At 73.4% G+C, this 15,269-nt stretch carries 14 protein-coding genes; 5 read left to right on the plus strand and 9 right to left on the minus strand.

What is annotated here, in order from left to right:
* The first annotated feature begins 89 nt into the window (after positions 1 to 89).
* The gene (locus tag SSNG_RS28485; protein ID WP_007267393.1) at positions 90 to 1,160 is read left to right on the plus strand and encodes a saccharopine dehydrogenase; all 1,071 of its coding nucleotides are present in this window, start codon (positions 90 to 92) and stop codon (positions 1,158 to 1,160) included.
* A 16-nt stretch (positions 1,161 to 1,176) separates the two neighbouring features.
* Here the strand turns inward: SSNG_RS28485 and SSNG_RS28490 are convergent, their stop codons facing one another.
* From SSNG_RS28490 to SSNG_RS28500, 3 genes are all read right to left on the minus strand, one after another.
* A complete protein-coding gene (locus SSNG_RS28490; RefSeq protein WP_007267394.1) occupies positions 1,177 to 1,779 on the minus strand; it encodes a 3'-5' exoribonuclease in 603 nt (200 codons plus the stop codon).
* Between the two features lie 83 nt (positions 1,780 to 1,862).
* A complete protein-coding gene (locus SSNG_RS28495; RefSeq protein WP_241695140.1) occupies positions 1,863 to 3,053 on the minus strand; it encodes a GDSL-type esterase/lipase family protein in 1,191 nt (396 codons plus the stop codon).
* Between the two features lie 256 nt (positions 3,054 to 3,309).
* Positions 3,310 to 4,548: a glycosyltransferase family 87 protein gene (locus tag SSNG_RS28500; RefSeq protein WP_007267396.1), complete on the minus strand. Its 1,239-nt coding sequence runs from the start codon at positions 4,546 to 4,548 to the stop codon at positions 3,310 to 3,312.
* Between the two features lie 354 nt (positions 4,549 to 4,902).
* Between SSNG_RS28500 and SSNG_RS28505 the strand changes: the two genes are divergently transcribed.
* Entirely contained in the window at positions 4,903 to 6,033 is a 1,131-nt protein-coding gene (locus tag SSNG_RS28505) for an acyltransferase (RefSeq protein WP_007267397.1), read from the plus strand.
* Positions 6,034 to 6,149: 116 nt separating this feature from the next.
* Here the strand turns inward: SSNG_RS28505 and aceB are convergent, their stop codons facing one another.
* The 3 genes from aceB to SSNG_RS28520 form a co-directional block, all read right to left on the minus strand.
* Positions 6,150 to 7,769 carry a malate synthase A gene (aceB, locus tag SSNG_RS28510; protein WP_007267398.1) on the minus strand — a complete coding sequence of 540 codons (1,620 nt, stop codon included), beginning with the start codon at positions 7,767 to 7,769 and terminating at the stop codon, positions 6,150 to 6,152.
* 252 nt (positions 7,770 to 8,021) lie between these two features.
* Complete coding sequence (locus SSNG_RS28515) at positions 8,022 to 8,603, minus strand: nucleotidyltransferase family protein (RefSeq protein WP_007267399.1); 582 nt, start codon at positions 8,601 to 8,603, stop codon at positions 8,022 to 8,024.
* 32 nt (positions 8,604 to 8,635) lie between these two features.
* Positions 8,636 to 8,866: a hypothetical protein gene (locus SSNG_RS28520; protein ID WP_007267400.1), complete on the minus strand. Its 231-nt coding sequence runs from the start codon at positions 8,864 to 8,866 to the stop codon at positions 8,636 to 8,638.
* An 89-nt stretch (positions 8,867 to 8,955) separates the two neighbouring features.
* On the opposite strand from SSNG_RS28520, the gene SSNG_RS28525 reads away from it, so the two are divergent.
* Positions 8,956 to 10,443 carry a PLP-dependent aminotransferase family protein gene (locus SSNG_RS28525; RefSeq protein ID WP_007267401.1) on the plus strand — a complete coding sequence of 496 codons (1,488 nt, stop codon included), beginning with the start codon at positions 8,956 to 8,958 and terminating at the stop codon, positions 10,441 to 10,443.
* A gap of 33 nt (positions 10,444 to 10,476) precedes the next feature.
* Here SSNG_RS28525 and SSNG_RS28530 read toward each other — a convergent pair whose 3' ends face one another.
* Both SSNG_RS28530 and SSNG_RS28535 read right to left on the minus strand, forming a co-directional pair.
* Positions 10,477 to 11,106, minus strand: a complete 630-nt coding sequence (locus SSNG_RS28530) for a response regulator transcription factor (RefSeq protein ID WP_007267402.1) — start codon at positions 11,104 to 11,106, stop codon at positions 10,477 to 10,479.
* A 2-nt stretch (positions 11,107 to 11,108) separates the two neighbouring features.
* Positions 11,109 to 12,293, minus strand: a complete 1,185-nt coding sequence (locus tag SSNG_RS28535; RefSeq protein ID WP_007267403.1) for a sensor histidine kinase — start codon at positions 12,291 to 12,293, stop codon at positions 11,109 to 11,111.
* 134 nt (positions 12,294 to 12,427) lie between these two features.
* Between SSNG_RS28535 and SSNG_RS28540 the strand changes: the two genes are divergently transcribed.
* Positions 12,428 to 13,516: an ABC transporter permease gene (locus SSNG_RS28540; protein WP_007267404.1), complete on the plus strand. Its 1,089-nt coding sequence runs from the start codon at positions 12,428 to 12,430 to the stop codon at positions 13,514 to 13,516.
* Positions 13,513 to 14,226, plus strand: coding sequence for an ABC transporter ATP-binding protein (locus SSNG_RS28545; RefSeq protein WP_007267405.1), 714 nt, complete (start codon positions 13,513 to 13,515; stop codon positions 14,224 to 14,226). Before SSNG_RS28540 ends, SSNG_RS28545 begins: the two co-directional genes overlap by 4 nt.
* Positions 14,227 to 14,308: 82 nt before the next feature.
* Here the strand turns inward: SSNG_RS28545 and SSNG_RS28550 are convergent, their stop codons facing one another.
* Positions 14,309 to 15,112 (minus strand): IclR family transcriptional regulator, encoded by an 804-nt coding sequence (locus tag SSNG_RS28550; RefSeq protein ID WP_007267406.1) that lies wholly within the window; start codon positions 15,110 to 15,112, stop codon positions 14,309 to 14,311.
* Positions 15,113 to 15,269 lie beyond the last annotated feature (157 nt).

Below are 15,269 nucleotides of genomic sequence, written 5' to 3' on the forward strand. Positions count from 1 at the left end.
AGTTCCGGCGCCCGCCCGGCGTACGGCGTCAAGGACGCGGAAAGACATCGCATGAGCCCACCCCTTCCGACCGGACAGGTGGTAAAGCGATGCCCGAAACACCGCAGCTCTGGATGCGCAGCGAGACCCGGCCCACCGAACGCCGCGCCCCCCTCACCCCGGAGGACGCCTTACGGCTCGTCCGGCAGGGCGTACGGATCACCGTGGAGGAGTCCGGCCACCGGGTCTTCCCGCTCGACGACTACGAGGCCGCCGGCTGCCGCACGGCGCCGGCCGGCTCCTGGTCGCGGGCCGCACCCGGGTCCGCGTACGTCCTCGGCCTGAAGGAACTCCCGCCGGCGCCCGAGCTCCTGCACCACCGGCACGTCTACTTCGGGCACGCCTACAAGGGCCAGGCACAGGCCCCCGTGCTGCTGCGCCGCTTCGCCGCGGGCGGCGGCACCCTGCTCGACCTGGAGTACCTCGCCGACGCGCAGGGCCGCAGGCTGGCCGCCTTCGGCTACTGGGCCGGGTACGCGGGAGCCGCGCTGGCCGCGCTGCACGCCCGCGGCGCCCTCAGGCCCCCGCTGGTCCCGCTGCCCCGGCCCGAGCTGGACGCCCGGCTGCGCGCGGCGGCCCCCGACGGGCTGCGGGCGCTGGTCATCGGCGCGGGCGGCCGCAGCGGGCGCGGCGCCTGCGACGCCCTCGCCACCGCCGGGATACCGGTCACCCGCTGGGACCGCACCTCGACCCGCAGCCTGGACCGGGCCGCGCTGCTCGGCCACGACATCCTGGTCAACGCGGTGCTGACCACCCGGCCGGTGCCGCCCTTCCTCACCCCGGCGGACCTGGAGGCCGGCGGCCCCCGACGGCTGTCGGTGATCGCCGACATCACCTGTGACACCGGATCGGAGCTGCACCTGCTCCCCGTCTACGACCGCCTCACCGACTGGACGGCCCCGGCGCGGCGGCTGCCGGGCGGCGGGCCGCCGGTGGACGTGATCGCCATCGACAACCTCCCGTCGCTGCTCCCGGCGGAGGCGGCCCGGGCCTTCTCGGCGGACCTCCTCCCCAAGCTCGCCGCCCTGCACGGGCCGTCCCCGGACCCCGACTGGCTCCGCTGCCGCGCGGCGTTCACCACGGCCCTGGCGGCCCTGACGGGTCCGGACCGCGCGGCCTAGAACGGCCCCGCGGCGACTACGGGAGCTCCGCGTCCGGCTGCCAGAGCATCAGGTTGCTCATCAGCTCCGCCTGCTCGACCGCATCGTCCAGCGCGTGGTGGGTGTGGCGGCGCCGCGAGCGCAGTTCGCGGGGCATCCGGCCCTTCACGGCCGCGCGCAGGGGGACCCGGGCCTTGGCCGCGTACAGGGTCTTCATGTCCAGGCAGCCGGAGTGGCCGAAGGGGCTGTCGTCGCCGAACTCGATCAGGTACCAGTACAGGAAGGTCCAGTCGAAGGAGGCCGGGTAGCCGCACATCACCGGCTGCGCCCCGGCCGAGACCTCCCGCACCCAGGTCCGGAACTCCGCCATCGCCGCGGCCGGGTCGCTGCCCTCGCGGAGGAGGCGTTCGCGGTCCAGGCCGCTGACGGCGAGGGCGGCGTCCACGTACCGGTCGCTGATGGGGCGCAGCTCCCGGTAGAAGGTGTGCCGTTCCGGGTCGGCGGCCGTGTACACGGCCCCGTCCTGGCGGCCGGCGACGGCCGCACCGAAGCTGATCATCGAATAGGGGCCGGGGATCGGTCCGTCGGCCTCGATGTCGACGGAGATGTAGAGACTGGGACGCGCGGGACGGACTGCCATGGCCTGATCATGACAGCCCGCCCCGCGGTCCTCCTCCGAATTACGGGCTCCGGATCACGGGCGTCCGGATTACGGGCTCCGGATTACGGAGCGGCCGTCAGGAACATGCCGGTGTGGTCGCCCCCGGCGGTGTTCTTGCAGCTGGAGGCCGAGTTCGCGGGCTGGGCCGCGGCCAGGGCCAGGCAGCGGCCGACGGCCAGCTGCCCGTAGTAGTTGGGGTGCATGGACTCCTGGACCAGGCCCTGCGACTCGTTGTTGTCGATCCAGCGCGCCCACTCGCTCGTCTTCGCCGAGGCGGCGACGGTGGAGCTGACCTGCTTGCTGGCCTTGGCGCAGACCTCACGGCCCTGGAGCATGTCCCGCAGGTCCAGGAACTGCACGCCCTTGGCCGCCGCGACGCCCTTGAGGCGGTTCGCGATCTGCGGCACGAGGGAGTCGCGGGCCCAGTCGGAGTCGCGGTTCCAGAACGGGCAGCCGCCGGTGTTGAGCCGGCTCCAGTCGCTCTGGGTGTACCGGTTCTCCGCGCCCCGCGGGATCGGGGAGGGGTAGGACTGGAGCACGATCCGGTACGAGGAGTCCGCGTAGCCGGCCTGCCGCATCACGGCGCGGATCTCGTCGACCGACTTGCCGACGTTCGCCATGACGCCGTCGATCTTCTGGTCGACCCCGGCCTGCTGGTCGTCGTAGCAGTACGAGCCCCACAGGACGAAGTCGTACGCGCAGTCCTTGATGATGTCCGCGAAGCCGAGGTCGTTGCCGCCGACGGACAGCGCGATGACCTTCACGTCGCGGCTCGCGGCCACCGCCGCGAGCTGGTCGGCCTGCGGCGCCTCGCCCTTGTAGGCCACGCCCCCGTTGGAGGCGCGGAAGACGTTCTGCGAGACCGCCCCGGAACAGGCCAGGTTCACCGCCGTCTCGGCGATGGCGCCCGCGCTCAGCACCTCGGCCGAGTCGGAGCGGTGGCATCCGCCCGCGGTCGCGCCGTACACCTTGGCGGGATCGTAGGAACTGCCACTGACCCACGCCCGGTCGGTGCCGTTCCTGCTCCCGCTGTTGGTCAGGCTGTTGCCCTTCCAGCGTCCGGCCTCGCCGGAGATGTAGCTGTCGCCCATGGACACCACGGCGGTGGGTCCCGTCCCGGGCCCGGCCACGGCCGTCCCGGCTCCGCCGGCGAGCAGCGCGGCCGCGAGCGGCAGTACCATCCCGGCGCCGGCCAGTCGTCGCACACGACGAGGGGCCGCACGGCCCTCGCCGGCCTTTCGGAATCCGATCACTGCGGAACTCCTGCGGTCGGCCACGCCGAAGTCGCCAACAACTTCGGTGCGTGGCTTGGAAAGTGGGGGTACCTCCGGCGCCGGTGGCATCGGAAAGGTGGCACGCGCCCGCTTGTTACCGCTAGGTACAGTCAGGTTACGATGCAGTAACGTCCGACCGGTCGGTCGGGCCTCGGGGCCGCGTCAGGGCACGGCCGTGCGTGAACGCGCCGGAGCCGGGCCCGTTGGCACGGTCCCGGCTCCGGTGTGCTGCGAGTCAGACGGCAGAGGGCGTCCGCTGCCGCTCCGGTGCGCGGCTGGGAGCGGCGCCGGCCGGGGCGGCGCCGGCGGGCCCGCGGCCGACGGCCCGGGAGGCGAGCGTCGCGGCCGAGACCAGGTTGGTGCCCAGGACGCGGTAGTTGTACGTGTTCCAGGTGGAGACGAACGGCAGCGTCAGCCCGTTCACCATCGGGACGTAGCCGATCCAGAACCACGGGGAGCGCGAGGCCGCGCCGGGGGCCACCACGGCCGCGGCCATCGGGACCAGGACGATCAGGGTGTAGTGGTCGAAGGACGGCTTGGTGCCGAGGAAGGCCGCCAGCATCAGCATGGCGCTGGTCTCCACCAGGCGCAGGCCCTCGTGGCCGCCCCGGCGCCACCGGAGCCAGGCCAGCACGATCATGACGGCCGCCGCGGTCAGGCCGGCCGCCCCCGCCACGCCCTCGGGCAGGCCCAGCCGGGTCAGGACGTTGGAGACCGAGGCGTCGAACGGCGCGGCGAAGCCGCCCTGGCCGCCGAGCAGGTAGGGCAGCGTCTTGGTGAGGAACAGCGTGGGCTGGGGCATCATCGCGCCGGCCGCCACCGCGATCACCGCCGGCACCACGATCGCGACGGCGAAGGCCTTGAACTGGCGGGCCATCAGGAATATCAGCACCACGGGGGCGAGGATCGGCTTGATGCTGATGGCCACGCCGAACACCACCGCGGCCGCCGTCCAGCGGCGGTTGGCGGCCAGCAGCAGCACCGCCGGGAGGGCCATCACGTAACCGGAGGTCCAGTTGCCGATCTGCACGACGTTGGTGAACGGCTCCAGGAAGCAGAGCGCGATCGCACCGAGCACGGCCAGGCGGCTCCGCGCCGAGACGCCGAAGATGCGCAGCGAGAGGAGCCAGCCCGTGAGGACGAAGGCGATGCCGACGAAGGGCAGCAGGTCCAGCCGGGTCTTCAGGGAGAACCAGAGCCAGGGGACACCGGCGAGGACGCCCGGCGGCAGGTAGAGGAAACGTTCCTCCTCGTACGGGGGCTTGCCGTGGTTGAAGACGTCCGCGGCCTTGATGACCCACTCGTTGTCGAGGCCGACGTTCCCCGAGTGCCTGGCCTGGTAGTAGACGTTGGCGAGCAGCGCGACCGCCGCGGCCACCAGGGCCAGCGGTGCCCGCCCCCGGAGCCAGTCGAAGAGCCGGGGGTCGCCGTTGCCGGCTCCCGCCGAACGCCGTGTTCCGGGCGCGCTACGCATGGGACGAGTCCATTCGGTGTCGATGTCGGCGGGTGCTGCCGCTCGGCTGCCACCGGCGCCGTGACCAGTCGGTCGGTGCCCGGTCGCAAGGCCCGCGGCGGGCCACCTTACCCTCTGCCCCCGGTGCCCCCGTGAACTGAGGTGCCGTCAGTGGCCCTGGTCGCGGGCCCGTTCCAGGGCGGGGGGAGCGGGTGGCCGGGCCGGGATCCGCCCATGATATGGTGACCGGGTTTGCATCTGAAATTGTACTGATAAGTATCTCCACACCGGCCCCCGAAAGCGTTGTCGATGGTCTCCGACGTCAGTTCCCCGCCGGTATCCATGTCGCCGCCTCCGGCGGCCCAGCCGGAGGAGGTGCGAGGCGGCGGAGCGGCCGCCGGCAAACGTCCCCGGCTCTACGTCCTGGACGGCCTCCGCCTGATCGCCGCGATGGGCGTCGTCCTCTGGCACTGGCTCGGAGTCGAGCGCTTCCCGCAGATCTGGCACGGCAAGCCCAGTGAGCTGATGCCGGCCGGCCACCTGGTCGGCGCGTACAGCTGGACCGGCGTCGAGCTGTTCTTCCTGATCAGCGGCTTCGTCATCTGCATGTCCTGCTGGGGCCGTTCGGTCGGCGACTTCGTCACCTCGCGCGTGGTCCGGCTCTTCCCCGCCTACTGGGTCGCGGTACTGCTCACGTCCGTCTGCCTGCTGATCGTGCCGACCATCTGGGGCGACAACACCAAGCGGCCGACCCTCTCGCGCATCCTCACCAACCTGAGCATGGCCAACATGCCGGTCGGGGTCGACAACCTGGACCCGGTCTACTGGACCCTCTGGGCCGAGCTCCGCTTCTACCTGCTGTTCGGCGTACTGGTCGCGATCGGCCTGACCTACCGCCGGGTCCTGGCGTTCTGCGGGATCTGGGGCGTCGCGGCGCTGATGGCGAGCGCGTCGAACTTCCCGCTGCTCACCGTGATCGTCCAGCCGACCTACGCCTGGTACTTCATCGCGGGCATCGCGATCTTCCTGATGTACCGCTTCGGCCCCAACCTGCTGCTCTGGGGCATCGTCGGGTTCTGCTGGCTGATGGCCCAGGACTCGCTGCGCGGCGTGGCCGGCGGATACGAGTACGGCACCCAGCACCGGCTCTCCTGGACCCTCACGCTGTTCTGCACCACGGTCGCCTTCGGCGTCGTGATCGCCGCCGCGCTGGGTGCGTTCAACTGGATCCGGTGGAAGTGGCTGACCGTCGCGGGGGCGCTCACCTACCCGCTCTACCTGCTGCACCAGATGATCGGCTGGCAGCTGATCACCCGCCTGCGCCGGTACCTGGAGCCCTACCCGACGCTGATCGCGGTGACCGTGATCATGATGGTCGCGGCCTACCTGGTGCACCGGCTGGTGGAGCGCCCGCTCGCCCCCTGGATGAAGCGGAAGCTGGACGCCTCCTTCGCCCAGGTCCGCAAGGACGTGCTGACCGGGGGCGGCAGGGCCGCTAAGGGCTGACCGCCCGTTCCCCCGAGTACGACTCCGCCCCCGGCACCTTCTCGGTGCCGGGGGCGGAGTCGTACTCGACTGCTGTGCGATTCAGCCGAAGAGGGTGGTGCGGGCCGTGCCCGAGGTCAGCCGACCAGCTGGTCGTACGCGGGGAGGGTCAGGAAGTCCGCGTAGTCGGCGTCCAGGGAGACCTGGAGCAGGAGGTCGTGGGCCTGCTGCCACTTCCCGGCCGCGAAGGCTTCCTCGCCGACCTCGGCGCGGATCGCGTCGAGCTCCTCGGCGGCGATCTTGCGGGTCAGCTCGGCGGTGGCGCGCTCGCCGTTCTCGAAGACGACGCCCGCGTTGATCCACTGCCAGATCTGGGAGCGCGAGATCTCGGCGGTGGCGGCGTCCTCCATCAGGCCGAAGATGCCGACGGCGCCGAGGCCGCGCAGCCAGGCCTCGATGTAGCGGGTGCCGACCTGGACCGCGTTGCGCAGGCCCTCGTAGGTGGGCTTGGCGTCCAGCGAGTCGATCGCGATCAGGTCGCCGGGGGCCACCGAGACGTCCTCGCGGAGGCGGTCCTTCTGGTTCGGCTTGTCGCCCAGGACGGCGTCGAAGGAGGCCATGGCGATCGGGACCAGGTCGGGGTGGGCGACCCAGGAGCCGTCGAAGCCGTCGCCGGCCTCGCGGTCCTTGTCGGCCTTGACCTTCGCGAAGGCGACCGCGTTGGCCTCGGCGTCCTTGCGGGACGGGATGAAGGCCGCCATGCCGCCGATCGCGTGCGCGCCGCGCTTGTGGCAGGTGCGGACGAGCAGCTCGGTGTAGGCGCGCATGAAGGGGGCGGTCATCGTCACCGCGTTGCGGTCCGGGAGGACGAACTTCGCGCCGCCGTCCCGGAAGTTCTTGACGATGGAGAACAGGTAGTCCCAGCGGCCCGCGTTCAGGCCCGCCGCGTGGTCCTTGAGCTCGAAGAGGATCTCTTCCATCTCGTAGGCCGCGGTGATGGTTTCGATGAGGACGGTCGCGCGGACGGTGCCCTGCGGGATGCCCACGTAGTCCTGCGCGAAGACGAAGATGTCGTTCCAGAGGCGGGCCTCCAGGTGCGACTCCGTCTTCGGGAGGTAGAAGTACGGGCCCTTGCCGAGGTCGATCAGGCGCTGGGCGTTGTGGAAGAAGTAGAGGCCGAAGTCCACGAGGGAGCCGGAGGCCGGGCCGCCCTCGAAGTTGAGGTGGCGCTCCTCCAGGTGCCAGCCGCGCGGGCGCATGACCACGGTCGCGAGCTGGTCGGCGGCCTTGAGGGCGTACGCCTTTCCGGTGCGCGCGTCGGTGAAGTCGATGCGGCGCTCGTAGGCGTCGATGAGGTTGAGCTGGCCGAGGACGACGTTCTCCCAGGTGGGAGCCGAGGCGTCCTCGAAGTCGGCGAGCCAGACCTTGGCGCCCGAGTTCAGGGCGTTGATGGTCATCTTGCGGTCGGTCGGACCGGTGATCTCCACGCGGCGGTCGTTCAGGGCGGCCGGGGCCGGCGCGACCTTCCAGTCGCCCTCGCGGACCTGTGCGGTGTCCGGGAGGAAGTCGAGCGTGGAGGTGCGGGCGATCTCGGCGCGTCGCTCGCCGCGTCGGGCGAGGAGCTCGGCGCGGCGGGGGGCGAACCGCCGGTGGAGCTCGGCCACGAAGGCGAGAGCCGCTTCGGTGAGGACTTCGTCCTGCCGGGGCAGGGGCTCGGCGTCGACGATGGCCAGCGGGGACGGCGCTGGTGCGGACATATCTGTCACTCCTTCAGCGGCGGTGCCTGGCGGCCGCGGGGGAATGCTCGCGCGAGACGGCACGCAGTGCCGTCGGGTGTGGAGAGTTCCGGGTAACGGTCGCGGGCGCCGTCTGGGGGTTCAGGGCGCTTCTGACCAGTGGATAGTAATTTCCTCATGGTGGAAGTTCAATGGTTTGTTGATGTCGAGATTCTCTGAGTCGACAGATTCCACTTGCCGGTGGCCCTCAGTGCCATCGTGGTCACGCCGCGCTCAGTCCAGACGCGCCAGGTCGGGCGGGGTGTCGATGTCGAAGGCGGCCGCGACGTCCCCGCACTCCACCAGCATGACCTCGGCGGCGTGGTTCTTCAGGTGGACGCGCGCACCCTGGTCCCCGGTCGCGGTCGCCGCGATGTCCGCCCAGCGGTCCGCCCCGAACAGCACGGGATGCCCGCGCTCCCCGTCGTACGCGGCCGCCACCAGGCTCGACGGCGACCGGTACGCCTCCCGCACCCGGGCCACCGCCGCCGGCCCGATCCCCGGCTGGTCCACCAGCGACACCAGGGCCGCGCTCGCCCCCGTGCCGGCCAGGGAGGTGAGGCCGACCCGCAGCGAGGAACCCATCCCCTCGGCCCAGTCCGGGTTGTCCACGACCACGCAGCCCGCCAGGTCCGCGCGCTCGCGCACCTCCGCGGCCGAGGCCCCGAGCACCACGTGCACCGGGCCGCAGCCGGCCTCGCGCAGCACGCGCACGGCGTTCTCGACGAGCGGGCGCCCGCGGTACGGGAGCAGGGCCTTGGGGCGCCCGCCCAGCCGGCGCCCGCCGCCGGCGGCCAGGAGCAGCCCGGCGATCAGGGGCGGGGTGACGGCTTTCCCGGACGCGGAGGTCACAGGGGCAGCGGACTGGCCGGGGAGGACTTCGCGGGAGTGTTCGACTGCTGACATGTCAGCGATTCTCGCCGTCCCTTCCCCCGAACGGGTGGCAGCCCCGCCAGCAGCCGCCGTACGGAGGCCAGCGCGGCCCCGATCCGCAGCGGCTCGGCGATCCGGTTCTCGGCGGCGGCCGCCAGGGCCCGTTCGTCACGATCGGTGAAACCGGTGTGAGGCTGGTACGGCATCGCGGAGCACTCCTTGCCAATCGGGGGCCAATACCGCGAGTCTGGACCCGGATTGGCCTGGCCGGCAGAGCCAATCAGGGGAGGTTGGCATGGCGAACGGGCGAGTGGTCCATACGGCGGACAGGACGATCGGGAGCCGCCAGCTCGCGGCGCTGCTCCCGCCCGAGGTGCTGGCCCGCCCCGGCTACCGGGCCCTCGCCGACTCCGTCCGCACCCTGATCCTCGACGGCCGGATCGCCCTGCACGTCCGGCTGCCCGCCGAACGCGAACTCGCCGAGGCGGTCGGCGCCAGCCGCGCCACCGTCACCGGCGCCTACGACCTCCTGCGCGAGAGCGGCTACGTACGCAGCCGGCGCGGCTCCGGCACCTGGACCGAGCTGCCCGACGGCCACGGACCCGTCGGCGCCCACGCCCTCGTCGGGGCCGGCGGATACGGCGCCGACGGCGACCCCGGCATCGACCTCGCCATCGCCGCCATGGGAGCCCCCGAGGGCAGCCTCGCCGACGCACTCGCCCGGGCTGCCCCGAGGCTGCCCGCACTCACCCGCACCCCCGGCTACCACCCCTTCGGACTGCCCGACCTGCGCGCGGCCGTCGCGGACCGCTTCACCCGGCGCGGACTGCCCACCCGCCCCGAGCAGATCCTGGTCACCGCCGGGGCCCAGCAGGCCTTCGCCCTCGTGGTCAGCCTGCTCTGCCGGCCCGGGGACCGGGTCGTCACCGAGAGCCCCACGTACGCCAACGCCCTCGACGCCCTGCGCCACGCGAGACTGCGCACCGGTTCCATCGCCGTCTCCGACACCGGCTGGGACATGGAGATCGCCGAGTCCACGCTGCGCCAGACCGTGCCCCGCCTGGCCTACGCGGTACCGGACTTCCACAACCCGACGGGCGCCCTGATGCCGCAGGAGCAGCGGCTGCGGCTGCTCGCGGCGACCCGGGCCACGGGCACCTGGCTGGTGGTCGACGAGACCATCGCCGACATCGCCCTCGACGTGCCGGCCCCCGCACCGCTGGCCTCGCTCGCCCCCCGCTCGGGAGCCGACCACGTGATCACCATCGGCTCGCTGAGCAAGACCCACTGGGGCGGCCTGCGGGTGGGATGGGTCCGGGCCACCGCGAAGCTGATCGCCGAGCTGACCGCCGTACGGGTCTCCGCGGACATGACCGGCTCCGTACTCGACCAGGCGGTGGCGCTCCCGCTGCTGGAGGACCTGGACCGGACCCTGCCCGACCGGCTCGCGCAGCTGCGCGCCCAGCGGGCCGCCCTGGTCTCCGCGCTCCAGCGCCACACCCCCGAATGGTCCTGGCAGCTGCCGCCGGGCGGCCTCTCCCTCTGGGTGGACCTCGGCGAGCCGGTCAGCTCCGCCCTCGCGGAACGGGCCGCGGCCGCCGGGGTGCACATCGGGCGCGGGGCCCGCTTCGGCGTGGACCCGGGCACCTTCGAGCACCGCCTGCGCATCCCGTACACCCTGCCGGCCGACCGCCTGGAGGAGGGCGTACGCCGCCTCGCGACGGCCTTCCACGACGGCGTCCCGCTGGCCCCGGGGGTCGAGCGGCCGTACTGGGTGGCGTGAGCCGGACCGGCCGGGGGTGTCCGCGGGGACCCGCTACGGCGTCCGGATCAGCCGGCGGGTGGCGGCCGCGGCGACCGCGGAGGTGCGCGAGTCGACGCCGAGCTTGGCGTAGACGTGCACCAGGTGGGACTTGACCGTGGCCTGGCTGAGGAAGAGCCGCTTCGAGATCTGCTGGTTCGACAGTCCGTCCGCGACCAGCTGGAGCACCTCCAGCTCGCGCTTGGTCAGCGCCTCCGCCGGGGTCCGCATCCGGTCCATCAGCCGCAGCGCCACCGCCGGGGCCAGTGCCGACTGGCCGGCCGCCGCCGTGCGGACCGCCGCCGCCAGCTCCTCCGGCGGGGCGTCCTTCAGCAGGTAGCCCGAGGCGCCCGCCTCCACCGCCGCCAGGATGTCGGCGTCCGTGTCGTAGGTGGTCAGGACGAGGACCCGGGGCGCGCCCGGCCGGGCGGTGATCGCCGCCGTGGCCGCCGAGCCGTGCATCCCCGCCCCGAACTGGAGGTCCATCAGGACGACGTCCACCGGCTCGGACGCGGCCAGCTCCACCGCCCGCTCCGCCGTCGCCGCCTCCGCGACCACCGCGAAGTCCGGCTCGGTGTCCAGCACCGCGCGCAGCCCGGCGCGCACCACGGGGTGGTCGTCGGCGAGCAGCAGCCGGATCGTCATGGTCAGGCCTCCACGGGCAGCGGCAGGGTGACGGCCACGGCGGTGCCCTGGCCCGGGTCGGACTCCACGGTGAACAGCCCGCCCAGCGACTCGGCCCGCGCCCGCATCGCGGGCAGGCCGAAGCCGCCGTCACCGCCGGCGGCGACGCCGGCGGGGTCGAAGCCCCGGCCGTCGTCGACCACGTCCAGGGTGACCGAGCTGTCCATGAAGGTCAGGGTGATCTCCGCCCGCCCGGCCCCCGCGTGGCGCACCACGTTGGCCAGCGCCGACTGGGCGATCCGCAGGAGGGCCACCTCGTACGGGGTGGGCAGCGCCCGGGGGGCGCCGCTGACGGAGAAGCGCACGCGCGGGCCCGGGGCCCCCGAGCACAACCGCTCCAGCGCCGCCGCCAGCGAGCCGTGCTCCAGGTCCGGGGGCGTCAGGGCCCGTACGAAGCGGCGCGCCTCGGCCAGGTTGTCCTGCGCGGCCTCCCGGGCCCGGGCGATGTGGTCGGCGGCCGGCGCGTCCTCGGGCAGCGCCCGCTCGGCGGCCCGCAGCAGCAGCTGGATGGAGGACAGGCCCTGGGCCAGGGTGTCGTGGATCTCCCGCGCGAGCCGCTCCCGCTCCGCGAGGATCCCCGCGCTCCGCTCGGCCGCCGCCAGTTCGGCCCGGGTGGCGATGAGCTCCTCGATCAGCTCGCGGCGGCGCTCGCTCTCGCGGTACAGGGCCTGGTAGCCGAGCACCGTGGCGACGGCCACCGCCCCGCCCAGCAGCGGCCCGAGGAAGGCCCCCGGGGTGAGGGCGCCGCCGTGCGCGAGGAATCCCCCTATGGCGGCGCAGGCGGTGACCCCGACGGCCGCCAGGGCCCAGCGCAGCCGCAGCAGGTGCAGCTCCAGGAAGTAGAGCGGGAAGGCCACCCACAGCCCGTCGGGGGAGAGGACCAGCAGCGCGGCCCAGACGGCCCCCACCCCGGCCAGCCACAGTCCGGCGGCCCGCGCCGAGCGGTGCACGGCGGGGGCGCGCACGCCCGCCGCGTAGACGGCGGCCAGCAGCACGCAGAGGCCGGTCACCCACCCGGCCCGCGGCGCGGAGTCGGCGACGGCCCGCGCGGAGGCCAGCGCGAGCAGCCCGAGGAGCAGCGCGTGCAGGCACAGCCGCAGTACGCGGGTGACGGGCGTCAGGGGGCGGGAGGGCGGTGCGGCAGACATCGTCCGACCAGCGTAAGCGGGCGGTCGGGGGCCCCGGTCAACCGAAAGTTCGATGTCCGGATGCCACCTTCGATACCAGGATGGCTCCCGTGGCGCGATGCCCGGGGCCCGCGTGCGACACCAAGGTGGGGGACATGTTCGTCGCATGGAGAGATCTACGGTTCGCCAAGGGCCGTTTCGCCCTCATGGGCTCGGTCGTACTGCTGATCACGCTGCTGGTCGGCCTGCTGTCGGGGCTCACTTCCGGACTCGCCCGGGAGAACATCTCGGCCGTCACCGGCCTGCCCGCCTCGCACCTGGCCTTCGCGGCGCCGCCCGGGGACCAGGAGGTCTCCTTCACCCAGTCCCAGCTGCCCGAGGCGGCCTGGAAGACCTGGCGGGCGCGGCCGGGCGTCGGGGCGGCCCGGCCGCTCGGCATCCGCACCACCAACGCCGTCGCGGGCGAGCGCACCGCCGCCGTCTCCGCCTTCGGCGTCGAGCCGGCCGGCGGGCTCGCACCCGCCGGGTCGGGGCTCGGCCCGGGCCGGGTGGTCCTCACCGAGAAGGCGGCCAAGGAGCTCGGCGGGCTCACCGCCGGTGCCCGGGTCAGGATCGGGACGCAGGAGCTGACCGTCGCCGCCGTCTCGGGCACGGCCGCCTACAGCCACACCCCGGTCGTCTGGACGGACCTGGCCGACTGGCAGCGCGTCGGCGGTCCAGGCACCTCCCCGGACACCGTCGCCACGGTCGTCGCCCTCGAAGGCTCCGGCGGCACGGACTGGGCGGCCGGTGACGCGGCGGCGGGCACGAGGACGCTCACCGTCGAGGAGGCCCTGGGCGCCATGGGGTCCTACCAGGCCGAGAACGGCTCGCTCCAGCTGATGCGCGGCTTCCTGTTCGCCATCTCCGCCCTGGTCATAGGGGCCTTCTTCACCGTCTGGACGATCCAGCGCAGCGGCGACGTCGCGGTGCTGAAGGCGCTGGGCGCCTCCACCCCGTACCTGCTGCGGGACGCCCTCGGCCAGGCCGTGGTGATGCTGGCGATCGGCGCCGGGGCCGGCACCGCGCTCGCGGCCGGAATCGGCGCCCTGATCAGCGGCGGTGACGTGCCCTTCGTCCTGGACGCCGCCACCGTGCTGGCCCCCGCCGCGATCATGATCGTGCTCGGCGTGCTGGGCGCGGCCCTGTCCATCCGGCGGATCACCGCCGTCGACCCGCTGACCGCCCTGGGGAGCGCCCGATGACCCTGCTCGTTGACGACGTGACGCTGACCTACCCCGACGGGGACGGCCGCCTCACCGCCCTCGACGCGGTGTCCCTGGAGGTGCCCGCGGGCTCCCTGACGGCGATCGTGGGGCCTTCGGGCTCCGGGAAGTCCAGCCTGCTGGCGGTGGCGGCCACCCTGGTCACCCCGGACTCCGGCCGGGTCGTGGTGGCCGGCCGGGACACCAGCCGGCTCGGGCCCGCCGAGAAGTCGGCGCTGCGCCGGGAGCGGATCGGCATCGTCTTCCAGCAGCCGAACCTGCTGGCCTCGCTGACCGCCGCCGAGCAGCTCCAGGTGATGGCCCACGTGTCGGGCCGCCCCTCCCGCCGGCTGCGCCGGCGCGCCCTGGAGCTGCTGGACGCGGTGGGCCTGGCCGACAAGGCCGGCAAGCGCCCGCACGAGCTGTCCGGCGGCCAGCGCCAGCGGGTGAACATCGCCCGGGCCCTGATGAACGAGCCGGCCGTGCTCCTGGTGGACGAGCCCACCAGTGCCCTCGACCACGAGCGGGGCGCGGCGGTCCTGGACCTGCTGGTCACCCTCACCAGGGAGCGGGCCACCGCCACGGTGCTGGTCACCCACGACCGCACCCACCTGGACCGGATGGACCGCACGGCGACCATGGCCGACGGCCGCCTCACCCCCGGCGTGCGGCCCGCCGAACCGTCCGCCGCGCCCGCACCGGCGGCCTGAGCGCCCGTACGGGCGGCGTACGCGAGAGCCCCGGCGCCCCTCACAGGGGGAGGGACGCCGGGGCTCTCGCGCGTGCAGGGTGCTACGCGGGGGTCTGGCTCTGCAGGGCCACCGACAGTTCGGCGGCCACGCCCTGGAGGATCGGCACGAAGGACTCGGCCACGGCCTGCGTCACCCGGCCGGCCGGGCCGGAGATGGAGATCGCGGCGGCGGTCGGCGAGTCGGGCACCGATACGGCCAGGCAGCGGACTCCTATTTCCTGCTCGTTGTCGTCGACGGCGTAGCCCACGCGGCGGACCTGCTCCAGGGCCTCCAGGAAGCCCTCGGGGGTGGTGATGGTCTTCTCGGTCGCGGCGGGCATCCCCGTGCGCGCCAGCAGGGCGCGCACCTCGTCGGCCGGGGTGTGGGCGAGCAGGGCCTTGCCCACGCCCGTGGAGTGGGGCAGGACGCGGCGGCCGACCTCGGTGAACATGCGCATGGAGTGCTTGGACGGCACCTGGGCGACGTAGACGATCTCGTCGCCGTCGAGCAGGGCCATGTTCGCGGTCTCGCCGGTCTCCTCGACCAGACGGGCGAGGTAGGGGCGGGCCCAGGTGCCCAGCAGCCGCGACGCGGACTCGCCGAGGCGGATGAGCCGGGGGCCGAGGGAGTACCGTCGGTTGGGCTGCTGCCGGACGTACCCGCAGGCGACGAGGGTGCGCATCAGGCGGTGGATGGTCGGCAGCGGCAGGCCGCTGGCGGCCGAGAGTTCGCTGAGGCCGACCTCGCCACCGGCATCGGCCATGCGTTCGAGCAGATCGAAGGCGCGCTCGAGGGACTGGACGCCACCGCCGCCGGCGGTGGGCTTGGCGGAAGCGTCGGTGGTGCTGGCGCTGGACGTCGGCACGGCGCGGTCCTTTCGGTGCTGGCAGGCAAGGAAGCAGCCTACCGGTCGGTCGACGTCGGCCCTAGAGCCGGGCCCTCGCCGTCCTCGCCGGTCAGAGGTGGTTTGTCCTGGTGGTGGACGTCCTCGGAAGTTACCCGCCCGCCCCCCCGGTGGTGGT

It is taken from the genome of Streptomyces sp. C, from assembly GCF_000158895.1.
Taxonomy (GTDB): domain Bacteria; phylum Actinomycetota; class Actinomycetes; order Streptomycetales; family Streptomycetaceae; genus Streptomyces; species Streptomyces racemochromogenes.